The following is a 15,267-nucleotide window of genomic DNA, read 5'->3' as shown; positions in this document are numbered from 1 at the left end:
ACAAGTCGCTTTTTTATTTATAGTAATCTATTATAAGTTAAAACTCGCGCCAATATTGAACACGAATTGGTTGTTATAATGATCAAATCCGTAGACATCCGAATCGTATTTTGCAATCGGGAGACCAGCTTCAGTGAAAACTCCGAATCCATCAGTGAAAAAATAACGGAACCCAAGATGACCGCCGAAATTTCTCAAGCCTAAATCAAGTCCGGGATAGATGTCCATTTTTTTGTCAAGCTGGAACACGTTGCCCAAATTGGCATTGAATCTTGCTTTCAGATCGAAACGATCGCCGAAATCAGGTTTCTCTCCTAAAATCTCTACGGTACTCAAAAGATAATTGGTCGAAAATCCAATAGACATGTTTTCACCGATACCATAATCTCCGGAAACAAAAATTCCGGTTCCGTGGTCCTGTAGGTTTGCGCCGACCTGACCTTTAATATCTCCTTTTCCTTTGTAAGCTTGTGCTTGGAGCAGCGAAAATGAACTTAACAATAATAGCGTAATAATTTTTTTCATCTTGTTAGAATTAAATTTTGCCAAAGATAATAAGTTCCGTTTTAATTCCTTCCTTTTTCTGTTGGGTATAAGTCCGGAAGCGGATCGCTTTGCCAATATTCTTTGGTGTCAATATCCATTATGGTTAGCGGGCCTTTAAACGCAGCACCGGTATCGACGTTCCAGACGTTGGCCATTTGAGTCGGAACCGTTTGTCCGATTTGTGTTACAGGCGTGTGGCCGATATAGATTTCATCATACAATTTGAGCCTTCTCGGATACAAAGGAGAATTGTAAGCCAGATTTTTGTCTAGCGACATTGCGGTTTCCCATAAAGTGCGTTCCCAATAAAACATTTTTGGGAAATGCTCGAAATTTACTCCATTCATATTGGTAAATCCTGCATGAACAAACAAACGGTTCAAATCGTCAAGGAAGTAGTCCTGCAACGACTGTAAAAAACCGACATGCTTTTTTTTGGTTTTATCATCGAGTTTTGCATAAGCCAGCACAGTCGATTCGCCGCCATGTTTATACCAAAGCAGGTTGTCTTTGCTTTCATTGAGCCAGTCGCAGAGCAGTTGATCGTGGTTGCCGCGCATAAAGATGCAGCTGTGCGTGTGTTGTAAGTCAATCAAAAAGTCAATCAACGCCGGCGATTCGCTCCAGCCATCGACATAATCACCAAGAAAAATCAATAAATCGTCTTTGGTAATTTTAGCGCGCTCAAAGATTTGATGCAGGGCACGCAAACCGCCGTGAATATCGCCGATAACTAGTGTTCTCATAAAGGATGTGTGAGCGACAAAAGTAATTCAAAATCTTTAACATAAAGTACAGAAAAACTAGACGGAAGTTTCTTTTTCCTGAAATAGCTTTACGATAACAAAAGACTCGAGATCGTTTGTAAACTCAATTTTTATTAACAATTTAATTTATTAGCCATGAAAAAATTATTTTTAGGTTTAATCGCCACAGTGATGTTTTGTTTTGCGGGAAATGCGCAAGTAAGTGTTTATTCAAAATCAAGTATGGTTGTTTTAGTAAATCAAGCTAAATCAACATATACTAAAGGATTGTCCTATCAAGATTGGTTGTCAAAACAGATTGGAAACGATGCAAAGCCAACACTTCAAGAAGAAAAGTTCTTAAAAGAAGTATATGGTTTTTTATCAACGGGAGCTAAGTCGGATGCCATTTTTAAAAATTACGACGGGAACACACTTCTTGAATTAGCAAAATTACAGGAAAAAGGTGGTTTGACAGCCATGGGAACTGCCAACGCCAGATGCGGATGGTTTTGTCAATTACTGATGGAAATCATTAGAATTATCATAGATGCGGTAATTATCATGCCGTAAAAAGAATCAGGCAAAACCCAGAGTTTTTGCACTCTGGGTTTTATAAAAATAAAATTATGAAAACAGCTGTATTATTTATCTTCAGTTTATTATTGGCATCATGTAAAACGATAAGACAGATTTCTAATGAAGAAATAGCGATGCAATCAGGATGTGAAAATTTGTTGTTTGAGGGTAAAACACCACTGTTTCCTTTAGAAATTAATAATACAAAAACAACATTCATATTTGATACCGGAGCCACAATATCTGCTCTTTTGGACTCAACAGTTATTGAAAATTTCAGCGAAAAAGATTTTTCAAAATTTGGTTCAACTAAGGGCGCGAATGGAAAAAAAGTCTCCAACAAACGGTTTGCTATCAAATTTAAATCAAATGTTTTTGAAAGCAACAACAAGGTTTTGACTTTTATTAATATGCCAATTAGCCCATGTCAAAGAGAGAAGAGAAGTTATAAAGGAATACTTGGATTGGACGTTTTTTTTGATAAAAACTTATCAATGTTTCTAAACTTCACCGACAATAAAGTGTGTAATATTACAGACCAGCAATTGCAACAATACCTGAGTAATAATCAATACCAATTATTGAAATCAAAATGTAAAATGAATCAGATTACAGTTTATCTAACTATAGAAGGCAAAGAATATCCATTTAAACTTGATACAGGTTACACAGGAAGTGTTGTCATGCCGTTTGACAAGCGACGGGTTTTTCAAAACAACAAAAAATTAGAACTTGAAGGCTCGCTTTTTCAAACCATATCTTCCCATACCAATGGTTTTGAAACCATTTATGAAAAAATGCCGGTTGCTTTCGGAGCTTATAATTTGGAAGCAAAAGTCAATGTTTCAACATCTATAAAAGCACAAAATATCGGAATCACTTTCATCAAAGCCTTCGACTGGCTTATCGATTACAACCACAATAAAGTCTATATCAAACGCAACCAAAACGCCATCGAAAGCAAGTTCAACAGAAAAATTTCTTATTACGCCAAAGCCGATCAGGGTCAATTGCAAATTGTTGTGAAAGAAAAATCACAGACCCAATACCAGTTGGGCGACCAGATTATTTCGGTCAACGGAGAAAAAGTCACCGCAGAAAACCAATGCGAATTGCACGATTTGCTCAATAAAACCGAGGATTGGAATAGCTTGCAACTCGAAGTGATTTCAAATCAAAAATAAACGCCTTTTCAATATGTACACGCCATTCAAACCCACGGATTATGAAAACTCAAATCCTTTACACGACGCTATTGTTATTGATGGCGGTTAACGCCTCGGCGATTCTAACCCCAAAAGAAACCGATCCGAATGCGATTCTTGACGAATTGTCTCAAACCATCAAAACCATCAACGAGCAGTATGCAACGCTTTTTTTGGTAAAGCAAGCGCAACTGGCCACATTAAATCAGGCGTTAAATGCCACAATAAATTTTCAAAACAAAGTCGATTTATTGGTTCAGAAAGATCAGATCCAGGATCAGATTCAGGTTTTGAAACGCGAGAACGCTAATGACGTCGCCAAAATCCGCTATCTCAAAGGCTTGCAGATTATTAAAATCCTTTACGAGAAAGTGCTTGGCCTGGACCATCATTTTGCTTCGGTGAGAACTTTCAACGAAATCAGCAAAATCGCCAATCCGAACCAGTATCCTGAATACACCAAACTCAAAGAACTTGTTGCGTCAAAGAGAGACAAGAAAAATGCCTTCGAATTGTCGGCTTTGCTCGCAGGAAACCCTATCGCGTCTGTGGTGCAAACTTTTACCGGCATGGTCACTTCGTCACTTTCAAAGGAAGAAAAAGAGAAAGAACTCGCGAAAGTAGAATGCATTCTGGACTTTACTTTACGCATGCAGAACGATCTCAACACCATTTATTTTGAAACCGCCTTCCTGCAAAACAACAACGAAAAAGTAAAGCAAGATATCGAAGTTTTGTTTAAAGAATACACCAAACCCATTGGCTATAGTGCATCGTTAGAGAATTGCAGAACCAATGACGACTGGGAAAACCTGACGCAGAAAATGGAAGATTACTTGTCTAAGATGAAAGAAACTTCGGGTTCCGCACAGTATAAAATGCAGGTCAATATGGATTTTCCGATTGATAGGTTGTTGCTTTTTATTTCGCAATACAACAATTTCATTGATCAGGGCGGCAAGTTCTATGAGAAATTCAGCATCATTCTGAACAGTTATGAAAACGAAATCCAGTGCGAATCGAAATTGCCTTTGGAATACAAAAAGCTTAAAGCTGATATCAATGTCGCGATTGAAAAATTTAATGTTGCTTACAAACCGGTCGAAATAAACGGCACGAAAATGAAGGAAATCCTATACGGACTCAATGAATTTGACTAAACACGATTATGAAAGCAACTATTTTTTTCATGCTATTTTTCTTGGTGTCACTTCAAGGAAATGCACTTCATATTGCTCAAGTCGGCGTTTCGATTGTTTCTGAAAAGGAATTAAAAATCAGTTTGACTACAGAAGCCGTAGAGCTTTATTATTTCGATTCCTGGCAGTATTCGATAGTAGGAAATACGATTACGGTCGATGCGCTTTTTATTCCAGGATTTGGTTCTACGATTGCTTATTTGAACAATAATTTTCAGATTCCGCTCAATGCTTATCAGACGGAAATATACCATTTGGTAGTGAACGCTTATTATACGTTTTACAAACCGGAACAACTTCAGGATTCTATAGACGGCGCTTTTTCTACGCCTTTTTCGGAAACCTTTGTGCTGTCAGATTCAACGTTGAATGTTTCAGATGGTTTTGTAAATCCGATTCACGGGGAATTGTCAATGAATCCGGCAATAAGAAATGTCTGGATTTTCGACAGCAACGGAAAATTTCTAGGGAATTTTAAAAATAGAAATGGGAAAATCTCGCTGCAAAATTATGCTGACGGAATATATTTGGTCGGTTATTTCGAAAGGTATCAGTATAAAACGATGCGGATTATTTTAAAAAAGCAATAATTACTGCACATCATACTTCATCTTCCTTAAAACCCTCAAAGCCTCTTTAAATGACAAATACACCACTGGAAAAGGTTTGAGTAGCAGTTTCGCATCAATAAGCTTCTGTTTCGCATCCTCAAAACCGTTGAGGTAACAAATCATAAAAGTCGAAGGCAGGTTTTCCAAATCTTTATGCTCTCTTGCACTAATCCCAAGCCCCTTATGCAATTTAGTCAGCAACGCAATGTTCGCATTATAAATATGAAACAACATTTTCTTATTGAATTCAGGCGGTTCGAATAAAATCTCACGGTCAATCTTATAATAGCCGTTATCAAAAAACCGGATCGTCTGTTTTTCTAACGGATAATAACTCGTCTTGTCATTAAGCCCTAAAGTCACATATTCAGTAATCGTAAACGTGTTCTCGTCATAAGTGATTGTCACTTCGTCCTGTGCCGAGTAAAACAGTTTGACCTGTTCGTTGATGAGTTCAATATCGACGCGCGACAGGAATGTGTTGCCTCTGACAGTTTTCGGGATGCCAGCCCAGCAAATGACAAAGAGTTCCTTGAAAACTTTGTATTTTGAAGCCATGTCTTTGTGGCGGAAATTCATGAAGTCGATGACGCCATCAAGCGTATAGCCGATGCTGTTACGCGAATTGTTCTCGATACTGATGACCGTCGCGGTATTTTGGTAATTTTTCTCAAACTTGCCTTCGAGTGGCATGGTGTTGCTGCCGACACGCACAAAAATCGTATTGGCCAAAATCGTGTGGATGCCTTTCTTGAAAAACGAAGTTCCTTTTTTAGGTTTGATCGTGACCAAACCGACAACCTTATCTTTGGGCAAATTCGGGAACGGCACATTCTCGTACTGGATTTTCGGCGGGTTTTCGAGAAAAGCATTCACGAGGTTCTGGATGCGGCTGTCATCAAAAAAATCGTCGCCTACAATCTCGTTATCTATGTCTTCAACACCTACAACAATATAGGAATTATTCGTAGGATTCGAATTCGATAACGCGCAGATGTGTTTGAGGAATTTCGCTTTGCCTTCGCGTGAATGTAAATTCAACTGGCGCTTCTTATCATAAAAACTGCACTCATCATTGTGAGCCAAAAGGTTTTTGATTAAAAGGCGTTTATTGATCATCGTACAGCCGGAGTATTAAGGGACTTTGGTTCCGGCACTTTCCACCCAGACCGAGAACCAGTCCTGAAGATCAAGTCCGATGGTCGTCGCACGCATCAGTTGGGCCATCCTGTTCGGATCCGTGGTGCCGCAAACCGGAAGGATTCCTGAAGGATGTTTGAGAATCCAGGCGAGCAACAGGATATCGATGTCAATTTCATATTTTAAAGCCAAAGCCGTCGCGATGGTTTTGACGCGTTGCGAACATTCGTCCTGTCCTTTAAATACGGAGCCCAGCGGATTCCATGCCATAGGCCGGATGTTGTTGATTTGCATATAATCCAGACTGCCGTCGAGCATGGCTTGCAAATGGGTCGCTGAAAACTGTATCTGGTTGTAGTTGACTTTTGTTTTGGTCTGGATCAGATCGGTTTGTATTGGTGTAAAATTTGAAACGCCAAAATCGAGTATTTTTCCTTCGCTTTTTAACTGCGTGATGGCTTCGGAAATGTCATCGGCCTGCATTAGTGGGCTCGGGCGGTGCAGCAAAAGCAAGTCTAGATAATCCGTTTTGAGGTTTTTCAAAGATTCTTCTACTGACCAGATGATGTACGATTTGGAATAATCGTAATGCTTGATGAGGTTGTTCCTGTTTTCCGATTGGTATTGGATGCCGCATTTGGAAATCAACTGTATTTTTTCGCGATCAATCTTACTTGAAGCAAAAGCATTCCCAAAAGCAGCTTCGGTGGTATAACCGCCATAAATATCGGCATGGTCAAAAGTGGAAATCCCCGAATCGAGACATTGATACATCATATCAATCATGTCATTTTGGTTGAGGTTTTTGCCCCAAATGCCCCAAGTCATCGTTCCGGCGATTATCTTAGAAAAAGGTGTTTTGTTCATGGTGTCTGTTTAGGGTTTTGATAGCTTTAAAACGGGAATGTTTTCCTTAAATTTTAGAGTTCTTAAAAATATAAAAATAGTATCACAATTCCTCCTTAAAATTAGGGCTTTCGCGGAAGTTTTAACCATTTTTTAACATCTTACTTCTAAAAAAAAATTCAATTTGCACCGTTAAAATTAACAAGTACAATTCACGGCATTAAAAACAACAAAATGGAAGAAACTACGACGACGCTGGATATTAGAGCGATCAATGAAAAGATTGAAAGAGAAAGTGCTTTTATCGATTTGCTGACGATGGAAATGAACAAAGTAATTGTAGGGCAAAAGCACATGGTCGAACGATTGTTAATCGGACTTTTAGGGCAAGGCCACATTCTTTTGGAAGGCGTTCCCGGACTCGCCAAAACTTTAGCGATCAACACTTTGGCCAAAGCCGTCCACGGTTCGTTCAGCAGGATTCAGTTTACGCCGGATTTGTTGCCGGCCGACGTCGTTGGAACGATGATTTATAATATCAAACAAAACGAATTCTCGATCAAAAAAGGCCCAATTTTCGCCAACTTCGTTTTGGCCGATGAGATCAACAGGGCACCTGCCAAAGTACAATCGGCTTTACTTGAAGCGATGCAGGAAAAACAAGTCACCATTGGCGACACCACATTCAAATTAGACAAACCGTTTTTAGTATTGGCGACCCAAAACCCGATCGAGCAGGAAGGAACTTATCCGTTGCCCGAAGCGCAGGTCGACCGTTTTATGCTGAAGACCGTCATCGATTACCCAAAACTTGAAGAAGAGCGCATGGTGATACGCCAGAATTTAAGCGGCTCCTACGAACAAGTAAACCAAGTGGTTTCTGTCGAGCAAATCCTTCGCGCTCAGGAAGCGGTTCGCGAAGTCTACATGGATGAAAAAATCGAAAAATATATTTTAGATATCGTATTTGCGACCCGTAATCCGGAGAAATACAAACTCGAAAGCATCAAACACCTGATCAGTTTCGGCGCTTCTCCACGTGGAAGCATTAACCTGGCCAACGCCGCAAAATGTTACGCTTTCATCAAACGCCGTGGCTATGTGATTCCAGAAGACGTCCGTGCCGTAGTACATGATGTATTGCGCCACCGTATCGGAATTACTTACGAAGCCGAAGCCGAAAACATCACCTCTGTAGACATTATCAACAAAATCGTCAACGAGGTCGAAGTGCCTTAATGATTTCCAAAAACCTCAGAACCTTAGCGCCTCTGTGCCTTAGCGCCTAAAACATGGAAACAAAAGACCTGCTTAAAAAAGTACGCAAAATAGAAATCAAGACCCGAAGACTGAGCGATCACATCTTCTCGGGCGAATACCACACGTCGTTTAAAGGACGCGGGATGACTTTTTCGGAAGTGCGCCCGTATCAATACGGCGATGACATCCGTGCGATTGATTGGAACGTGACGGCCCGTTACAACGAAGCGCATGTCAAGGTGTTTGAGGAAGAACGCGAACTCACGATGATGCTCATGGTCGACATCAGCGGCTCGGAAAGTTTCGGCACCAAAGGTCAATTCAAAAAAGATATCGTCACCGAAATTGCCGCAACAATGGCTTTCTCGGCAACCCAAAACAATGACAAGATCGGATTGATTTTGTTTTCCGATCAAATCGAATTATATATTCCGCCTAAAAAAGGCCGTTCGCATGTGCTCAGAATCATTCGTGAACTCATAGAATTCAAGCCTAAAAGTCAAAAGACAGACTTGGCCCAAGCTCTGAAATTCTTGTCCGGAACGCAGAAAAAGAAAGCGATTGTGTTTGTGATTTCCGATTTCATGTCTGACGAATACGAACAAACTTTGAAAATTGCTTCCAAAAAACACGACATCACAGGCATTCGTGTTTATGACATCCGCGAGGAAAAAATGCCCAACATCGGAATGGTTTCGATGCAGGACGCGGAAACGGGCGCCATCCAATGGATCAATACGGGTTCTAAATCGGTTCGTCTGAATTACGAGAAGTATTATCAGGAGAAAATCAATTACTTCAAAGAAACGTTCAGCAAATCAGGCGCAGGCGTCGTCAACACCCGAGTTGATGAAAGTTACGTTACCAAATTATTAGGTTATTTCAAATCGAGATAAATTCCAATCCAAGCTTCCACAATGAAAAACAAGATTTTTATTTTATACTTTTCCATGCTTACCGCAGTTGTCTTCGCGCAACAAAAGCAGCTTGTGACCAGTATCGATAAAACGAAGAACAAGATTGGCGCGGAATTCCTACTGACTTTAAAAACTTCCGTCGACACTACCGCTAAAGTTGCTTTCCCGAATCCTAAAAATTTCGGGGCTTTAGAAGTTATCGAATCCTATAAAATCGATACGGTCCGAAACGGAAAGCGTTACGATCTGATCAAAAAATACGGATTGACACAATTCGACAGTGGGCGTTACGTGATTCCGCGCGTCACGGTGCTGATCAACAACAAACCTTTTTTCTCGGACAGCCTTCGCGTTGAGGTTTCCAATGTTACGGTTGATACATTAAAACAAAAAATGTACGACATCAAACCGATTGCTGAAGTTCCTTCAAGCAAATCCTGGATTTGGAAATTGTTGTTGGCATTACTCTTACTCGCCGGCATCGGAGCTTTTATTTATTGGTATCTCAAGGTCCGACAAACCAAAAAAATCGAAGAAGATCTTTATAAAACACCGATTGAAAAAGCAACCAGTTTGCTGAATTCACTAGAGAAAAAACAACTTTGGCAGAAAGGCGAAATTAAAGCATATTACAGTGAATTAACTGATATCGCCAGAAATTACATCGAGGAAGCCATAGAAATCCCCGCGATGGAAAGCACGACTTCCGAACTCATTGAAGGCTTGCGCAAAGCCTCGCAGAAGAAGAATATGAAACTGTCGCAGGAAACCATAGAAAACCTCGAACGCGTTTTAAAACAAGCCGATTTAGTCAAGTTCGCTAAATCAAAACCACTGGATTTCGAAATTACCGAAGATCGTAAAAAAATAGAAAGCGCGATTGTAATCTTAGACAAATCGATTCCGGTAGTTGTTGAAGATAAAGAAGAATCGCTGCTCAACGAAATGCAACGCCAGGAACAACTGCGCATTCAACTCAAGAAAAAGAGAAGGTCGCGTATTATTACCGCATCGGCTGTTGTGATTGGAATTGTGGTTGCGACACTGACATTCTTTATTGTGACTAAAGGCTTCACCTACGTGAAAGATACGCTGTTCGGAAACGACTCGAAAGAATTGCTCGAAGGCGAATGGGTGTATAGCGAATACGGCAATCCGGCTGTCATCATCGAAACGCCGCAAGTACTTAAAAGAATTGACATGACGAAGCTTGTGCCCAAAGAAGGTATGGCTTTAATTAAAGAAATGCAGTCGTTCCGCTATGGAGGCATGCTCGATGATTTTCAACTGATGGTCTCGACATTTAAATACAAGCAGGCAGGCGAACTCGATTTGTCCAAATCTATCGACGGATCGGTGCAAATGTTAGAATCCACAGGCGCCCAAAACATGATTGTGAAGCAAGAAGAATTTGACACTAAGCAGGGCGTCAAAGGCATGAGGGCTTTCGGTACTTTCTCAAGAATCAACACGATTACCAAAAGCAGTACGAAAATTTATTATGAGATTATCTTATTCAATCAGGAAGGCGGATTGCAGCAGCTCATATTGATGCACGAAGAAGGCGACACCTATGCCAATAAAATTATGGAACGCATCTTAAATTCAGTGGAACTTAAACAACTCGGACAATAATGAAAGAAGTGACTTTTTTGAATCCGCAGTTTTTCTGGCTGTTCGCGCTGCTTCCGTTGGCGATAGGCTGGTATTTGTGGAAACGCAGACAACAGGCACCGACTTTGAAGATCAGTTCGCTCAAAGGATTTCAGACCAAAACATCATTTTTAGCAAAACTGCAACCGCTGTTATTTGTGATGCGATTGCTAGCCTTAAGTGCTTTAATCATAGCGATGGCAAGACCAAGAACTGTTGACATCAGCAACAAAACCAAAACGACCAAAGGAATCGATATCGTGATTGCCGTCGATGTTTCGGGCAGTATGCTTGCTAAAGATTTGAAACCGAATAGAATGGAAGCGCTCAAAAGAGTGGCTACAAATTTTGTGGAAGAACGTCCCAACGACAGAATTGGACTCGTGGTTTACGCCGCGGAAGCTTATACCAAAACGCCTGTAACGAGCGATAAAGCTGTGATTGAGGACGCCATCAACAGCATCAAATACGACAATACGCTGCAAGACGGAACCGGAATCGGAATGGGTTTAACCACCGCCGTGAACCGATTAAAAGACAGCAAAGCCAAAAGCAAAGTCATTATTTTGTTAACTGACGGAGTCAACAACGCCGGATTTATCGAACCCGAAACCGCTTCGGATATTGCCGAACAATACGGAATCAAAGTGTACACCATTGGAATCGGAACCAACGGCATGGCAGAATTCCCGTATGCGATTGCGCCCAACGGACAGTTTTTATTCCGCATGATGCAGGTTGAAATCGACGAAAAACTGATGCAAAGTATTGCTAGAAAAACCGGTGGAAAATATTTCCGCGCGACGAGCAATTCAAAACTGGCGCAGATTTACAACGAGATCAACAAACTTGAAACGACCGAAATCGAAGAGTTAAGATTTTACGATTACGATGAAAAATACCGTCCGTTGGTTTGGATTGCCGGAATACTGTTATTGCTTGAGATAAGTTTACGAAACACGATTTTTAGAAGTTTTATATAATGTACGAATTAGAAGAAAAAGGCTATTTATATCTGCTCGCCGTCATTCCCGTATTGGCGCTGCTTTTCTTGTACGTGCAGTTATGGAAAAGAAAAAAACAACGCGAATTCGGCGATATCGATCTCGTCAGAAAACTGAGTCCGGAACGTTCGGTATTTAAACCTGCGTTGAAATTCATTCTGATGCTCATTGCATTGGTTGGGTTGATATTTGGCTTGGTCAATCCGAAAATCGGAACCAAAATGGAAACCATCAAACGCGAAGGTATCGATATTGTATTTGCGATGGACGTTTCCAAAAGTATGCTCGCCGAAGATGTCGCGCCTAACCGATTGGAAAAAAGCAAACAACTCGTGTCGCAAATCATCAACCAATTAGGCAATGACCGCATCGGAATCGTAGCTTATGCCGGAAGTGCGTTCCCGGTTTTGCCGATTACAACCGATTATGCGGTATCGAAAATGTTTTTGCAAAGTATGAATACTTCGATGGTTTCTTCACAAGGAACGTCACTCGATGAAGCGATAAAATTATCCTCAACCTATTTCGACAAAAGCAACAAAACAAGCAAACTGGTCATCATGATTTCCGATGGCGAAGACCACTCCGAAGGCGCATCAGAAGCTGCCGCGGAAGCCAACAAAAACGGCATGAAAATCATCACCATTGGTGTCGGAACTGAAAAAGGCGGACCAATTCCGATTAAGGAAAATGGCGTCGTGCAAAGTTTCAAACGCGACAACAACAATGAAGTCGTCATCACGAAATTGAATCCCGAAAGTTTGAAAGAAATCGCCAAAGAAACCAAAGGCGGTTACGTCAACGGAAGCAATACGAAAGAAGTTTTAGCGTACATCAAAAAAGCGCTCGACAACATCCAGAAAACGGAATTTGAGGCTACTGAGATGGCCGATTTCCAGTCGCAGTTCCAGTGGTTTTTGGGCATTGCGTTTCTGCTATTGTTTGCCGATGTTTTCCTGCTCGACCGCAGCACCGCCTGGATCAAGAAGTTGAACTTATTTAACGAAAAAGAATAATGAAGCAACTCCTGCTATATAGTTTATTTTTTCTTTCTTTGGCGGCAACGGCTCAGGAAACCGATAAGCATTTGCCCAAAGCGAACGACGAATTCGAAGCGAAAAAATACAATGACGCTGAAGCTGATTACAGAATTTCCTTGTCAAAAACGCGAAAAAACGCGATTGCTTCGTACAATTTAGGCAATTCCATTTACCGACAAAACCAAGCTGGCGAGGCTAAGTTCCCGTATTTAAAAGCCATTGAAAACGCCAAAGACAAAACGCAGAAACACCAGGCTTTTCATAACTTGGGCAACGTTTTCATGAAAGAGAAAAACTATACCCAAGCCGTTGAAGCGTATAAAAATGCGTTGCGCAATGATCCGAATGATGAAGAATCGCGATACAATTTCGCTTTAGCCAAAAAAATGCTGAAGGAAAATCCGCCCAAAGACGACAAGAAAGACAAGAAAAAAGATAAGAAGGACGACAAAAAGGATAAGGATAAAGACAAGAAAGACGACAAGAAAGACCAGGATAAGGAAAAAGACAAGGACAAAAATAAAGAAGGCGATCAAGACAAGAAGGACGACCAGGGCAACAAAGACCAACAAAATCAGCCAAAGCCAAAGCCCGGAGGAATTTCTAAGGAACGTTTGCAGAACCTGCTAGACGCCGTGAACAACGAAGAAAAGAAAGTGCAGGATAAAGTCAATGCGAAGAAAACAAAAGGCAAACCAGTACAAGCGGAGAAAGATTGGTAGATTTTAAGATCGATAGATTTTCATAAAAATGAAGAAATTTTTAATACTGTTTTTGATTAGTTTCCACGGACTTTGGGCTCAGGTACAATTCGAGGCCAAAGTCAGCAAAAACACGCTCGGACTCAACGAAAGGTTGCGCATCGATTTTACGATGAACGCCGACGGTGACAATTTCTCACCGCCATCATTCGAAGGTTTTAGAATCGTGGCCGGACCAAGCCAACAAGTCAGCCAATCGTGGATCAACGGCAGAAGTTCGTTCAACAAATCGTATTCGTATTTCTTGTTGCCGACGCAAAAAGGAACGCTAACGATCAAACAGGCGGCTGTTGAAATCAACGGACAGATTTATAAAACCAATCCGATAAAAATCAACGTGACCGCTGCCGTGCCGCAACCGCGCGATCCGAACGATGAACCTCAGGTTTCTGCCAATGATGCCATTCATTTGGTCGCTGAAATCTCGAAAGGCAATCCTTACGTCAATGAGCCGATTACCGTGGTTTATAAACTCTATTTCAGTTACAACATCGGCATCACGAACTGGCGCGAACTCAACAAACCCAAATACAACGACTTCTGGAGCCAGAATATTGATATCAAACAACTCGTCGCGGAAGAAGGCAAATACAATGGCGAAAAATACCGTTGCGTTGTTTTGAGAAAAACCGTTTTGTATCCGCAAAAATCAGGAAAGCTTGAAATCGAACCTTTATCGCTGGATATCGATGTGCAGGTGCCGACCAACCGACGCGACTTTTTCGGACGCGTGCAAGTCGTGGACGACAACAAACGCGTATCGGCAGGAAGCAAAACCATTACGGTAAAACCTTTGCCTGAAGCCGGAAAACCAATCGATTTTTCTGGCGCTGTAGGGAAATTCAACTTTTCGGTAACGCCTTCCAAAACCAACCTTAAAAACGGAGAATCGCTCGATTTGAAAGTCGTCGCTTCGGGAACAGGAAACTTAAAACTGTTTACGCTTCCAAAACCGGTGGTGCCGAATTCATTAGAAATGTACGATCCCGTTCACAGCGAACAAGTGCAGACGCCACTTTCAGGAATGAACGGACGCATTTCAGATTCATATACGATCATCCCGCAATTCAAAGGGAAATATCCGATCAAACCGATGGCGTTTACGTATTTCGATTTGAGCACCGGAAAATATAAAACCATCACCTCGCCCGAAATTATGATTACCGTAATGGATGGCCCGACGGCGGGTAATGAAGCGGTTGCTGAACACAATTCGGGTGCGTCGAAGATGAAAGTGATGGCAGGCGAACAGTTCCATTACATCAAACTTAAAACAAACTTGGAGAAAATGCACCACACGGATTTCCTCGGATCGACGTTGTTTTATGTTTTGTTGTTTTTGCCTTTGGGAATCATCCCAATCATCGTTTTGTTGAAAAAGAAAAAAGAAGCCATTGACGGCGACGTTGTCGGCAATAAAATCAGATTATCGAACAAACTCGCGAAGAAATATTTGTCGGAAGCGAAGAATCAAATCAACAACAAAGAGCCGTTTTATATCGCCCTGGAAAAAGCGATGCACAATTTCCTCAAAGCCAAACTCAACATCGAGACTTCGGAAATGAGTAAGGATAAAATTCGCGAAATTCTGTTGTCGAGAAAAGCGCAACCCGAAACCGTCCAATCGTTTATTGCTTTGACCGAAAACTGTGAGTTTGCGAGATATGCGCCGGCATCAAGTGTAGCGATTCAGCACGATTATGACAAAGCGGTAACGATTATTTCCGATTTGGAAAAACAGATTTCATAATGAAGCGGAA

At 41.2% G+C, this 15,267-nt stretch carries 16 protein-coding genes; 11 read left to right on the top strand and 5 right to left on the bottom strand.

Annotation, left to right across the window (positions count from 1 at the left end; all coding sequences use genetic code 11):
* Positions 1-30 precede the first annotated feature (30 nt).
* Both Q0058_RS04405 and Q0058_RS04400 read right to left on the bottom strand, forming a co-directional pair.
* A complete protein-coding gene (locus Q0058_RS04405) occupies positions 31-525 on the bottom strand; it encodes a DUF6646 family protein (protein ID WP_298221521.1) in 495 nt (164 codons plus the stop codon).
* A 41-nt stretch (positions 526-566) separates the two neighbouring features.
* Positions 567-1,292: a metallophosphoesterase gene (locus tag Q0058_RS04400; RefSeq protein ID WP_298221520.1), complete on the bottom strand. Its 726-nt coding sequence runs from the start codon at positions 1,290-1,292 to the stop codon at positions 567-569.
* 156 nt (positions 1,293-1,448) lie between these two features.
* Here Q0058_RS04400 and Q0058_RS04395 point away from each other — a divergent pair, with 156 nt between their 5' ends.
* Complete coding sequence (locus tag Q0058_RS04395) at positions 1,449-1,865, top strand: hypothetical protein (protein WP_298221519.1); 417 nt, start codon at positions 1,449-1,451, stop codon at positions 1,863-1,865.
* 40 nt (positions 1,866-1,905) lie between these two features.
* On the opposite strand, the gene Q0058_RS04390 is transcribed toward Q0058_RS04395, so the two are convergent.
* Positions 1,906-2,256 carry a hypothetical protein gene (locus Q0058_RS04390; protein WP_298221518.1) on the bottom strand — a complete coding sequence of 117 codons (351 nt, stop codon included), beginning with the start codon at positions 2,254-2,256 and terminating at the stop codon, positions 1,906-1,908.
* A gap of 109 nt (positions 2,257-2,365) precedes the next feature.
* Here Q0058_RS04390 and Q0058_RS04385 point away from each other — a divergent pair, with 109 nt between their 5' ends.
* From Q0058_RS04385 to Q0058_RS04375, 3 genes are read left to right on the top strand one after another with little or no spacing between them, the layout of a single operon-like run.
* A complete protein-coding gene (locus Q0058_RS04385; RefSeq protein ID WP_298221517.1) occupies positions 2,366-3,055 on the top strand; it encodes a hypothetical protein in 690 nt (229 codons plus the stop codon).
* 41 nt (positions 3,056-3,096) lie between these two features.
* A complete protein-coding gene (locus Q0058_RS04380) occupies positions 3,097-4,236 on the top strand; it encodes a hypothetical protein (protein ID WP_298221516.1) in 1,140 nt (379 codons plus the stop codon).
* An 8-nt stretch (positions 4,237-4,244) separates the two neighbouring features.
* Positions 4,245-4,865, top strand: coding sequence for a hypothetical protein (locus tag Q0058_RS04375; RefSeq protein WP_298221515.1), 621 nt, complete (start codon positions 4,245-4,247; stop codon positions 4,863-4,865).
* Here Q0058_RS04375 and Q0058_RS04370 read toward each other — a convergent pair whose 3' ends face one another.
* Together Q0058_RS04370 and Q0058_RS04365 are read right to left on the bottom strand one after the other, a co-directional pair.
* Entirely contained in the window at positions 4,866-6,005 is a 1,140-nt protein-coding gene (locus Q0058_RS04370; protein ID WP_298221514.1) for an ATP-binding protein, read from the bottom strand.
* A 15-nt stretch (positions 6,006-6,020) separates the two neighbouring features.
* Positions 6,021-6,893: an aldo/keto reductase family oxidoreductase gene (locus Q0058_RS04365; RefSeq protein ID WP_298221513.1), complete on the bottom strand. Its 873-nt coding sequence runs from the start codon at positions 6,891-6,893 to the stop codon at positions 6,021-6,023.
* A gap of 213 nt (positions 6,894-7,106) precedes the next feature.
* Between Q0058_RS04365 and Q0058_RS04360 the strand changes: the two genes are divergently transcribed.
* From Q0058_RS04360 to Q0058_RS04330, 7 genes are read left to right on the top strand one after another with little or no spacing between them, the layout of a single operon-like run.
* Positions 7,107-8,111, top strand: coding sequence for a MoxR family ATPase (locus tag Q0058_RS04360; RefSeq protein WP_298221512.1), 1,005 nt, complete (start codon positions 7,107-7,109; stop codon positions 8,109-8,111).
* A gap of 53 nt (positions 8,112-8,164) precedes the next feature.
* Positions 8,165-9,028 carry a DUF58 domain-containing protein gene (locus Q0058_RS04355; RefSeq protein ID WP_298221511.1) on the top strand — a complete coding sequence of 288 codons (864 nt, stop codon included), beginning with the start codon at positions 8,165-8,167 and terminating at the stop codon, positions 9,026-9,028.
* A gap of 21 nt (positions 9,029-9,049) precedes the next feature.
* Complete coding sequence (locus tag Q0058_RS04350; RefSeq protein WP_298221510.1) at positions 9,050-10,684, top strand: hypothetical protein; 1,635 nt, start codon at positions 9,050-9,052, stop codon at positions 10,682-10,684.
* Positions 10,684-11,685: a VWA domain-containing protein gene (locus Q0058_RS04345; RefSeq protein ID WP_298221509.1), complete on the top strand. Its 1,002-nt coding sequence runs from the start codon at positions 10,684-10,686 to the stop codon at positions 11,683-11,685. Before Q0058_RS04350 ends, Q0058_RS04345 begins: the two co-directional genes overlap by 1 nt.
* Positions 11,685-12,722 carry a VWA domain-containing protein gene (locus Q0058_RS04340; protein WP_298221508.1) on the top strand — a complete coding sequence of 346 codons (1,038 nt, stop codon included), beginning with the start codon at positions 11,685-11,687 and terminating at the stop codon, positions 12,720-12,722. The genes Q0058_RS04345 and Q0058_RS04340 overlap by 1 nt, the downstream gene beginning before the upstream one ends.
* Positions 12,722-13,468 (top strand): tetratricopeptide repeat protein, encoded by a 747-nt coding sequence (locus Q0058_RS04335; protein WP_298221507.1) that lies wholly within the window; start codon positions 12,722-12,724, stop codon positions 13,466-13,468. The genes Q0058_RS04340 and Q0058_RS04335 overlap by 1 nt, the downstream gene beginning before the upstream one ends.
* Positions 13,469-13,496: 28 nt before the next feature.
* Complete coding sequence (locus Q0058_RS04330; protein WP_298221506.1) at positions 13,497-15,257, top strand: BatD family protein; 1,761 nt, start codon at positions 13,497-13,499, stop codon at positions 15,255-15,257.
* Positions 15,258-15,267: the final 10 nt, after the last annotated feature.

This window comes from Flavobacterium sp. (genome assembly GCF_027484705.1).
Lineage (GTDB): Bacteria > Bacteroidota > Bacteroidia > Flavobacteriales > Flavobacteriaceae > Flavobacterium.
The sequence above is the reverse complement of the archived record's forward strand: the minus strand, read 5'-3'. Positions and strand labels throughout refer to the sequence as shown.

Coding starts and splice junctions, on each gene's coding strand:
- Q0058_RS04405 (WP_298221521.1), bottom strand. CDS start 525: ATGAAAAAAATTATTACGCTATTATTGTTAAGTTCATTTTCGCTGCTC.
- Q0058_RS04400 (WP_298221520.1), bottom strand. CDS start 1,292: ATGAGAACACTAGTTATCGGCGATATTCACGGCGGTTTGCGTGCCCTG.
- Q0058_RS04395 (WP_298221519.1), top strand. CDS start 1,449: ATGAAAAAATTATTTTTAGGTTTAATCGCCACAGTGATGTTTTGTTTT.
- Q0058_RS04385 (WP_298221517.1), top strand. CDS start 2,366: ATGTTTCTAAACTTCACCGACAATAAAGTGTGTAATATTACAGACCAG.
- Q0058_RS04380 (WP_298221516.1), top strand. CDS start 3,097: ATGAAAACTCAAATCCTTTACACGACGCTATTGTTATTGATGGCGGTT.
- Q0058_RS04375 (WP_298221515.1), top strand. CDS start 4,245: ATGAAAGCAACTATTTTTTTCATGCTATTTTTCTTGGTGTCACTTCAA.
- Q0058_RS04370 (WP_298221514.1), bottom strand. CDS start 6,005: ATGATCAATAAACGCCTTTTAATCAAAAACCTTTTGGCTCACAATGAT.
- Q0058_RS04365 (WP_298221513.1), bottom strand. CDS start 6,893: ATGAACAAAACACCTTTTTCTAAGATAATCGCCGGAACGATGACTTGG.
- Q0058_RS04360 (WP_298221512.1), top strand. CDS start 7,107: ATGGAAGAAACTACGACGACGCTGGATATTAGAGCGATCAATGAAAAG.
- Q0058_RS04355 (WP_298221511.1), top strand. CDS start 8,165: ATGGAAACAAAAGACCTGCTTAAAAAAGTACGCAAAATAGAAATCAAG.
- Q0058_RS04350 (WP_298221510.1), top strand. CDS start 9,050: ATGAAAAACAAGATTTTTATTTTATACTTTTCCATGCTTACCGCAGTT.
- Q0058_RS04345 (WP_298221509.1), top strand. CDS start 10,684: ATGAAAGAAGTGACTTTTTTGAATCCGCAGTTTTTCTGGCTGTTCGCG.
- Q0058_RS04340 (WP_298221508.1), top strand. CDS start 11,685: ATGTACGAATTAGAAGAAAAAGGCTATTTATATCTGCTCGCCGTCATT.
- Q0058_RS04335 (WP_298221507.1), top strand. CDS start 12,722: ATGAAGCAACTCCTGCTATATAGTTTATTTTTTCTTTCTTTGGCGGCA.
- Q0058_RS04330 (WP_298221506.1), top strand. CDS start 13,497: ATGAAGAAATTTTTAATACTGTTTTTGATTAGTTTCCACGGACTTTGG.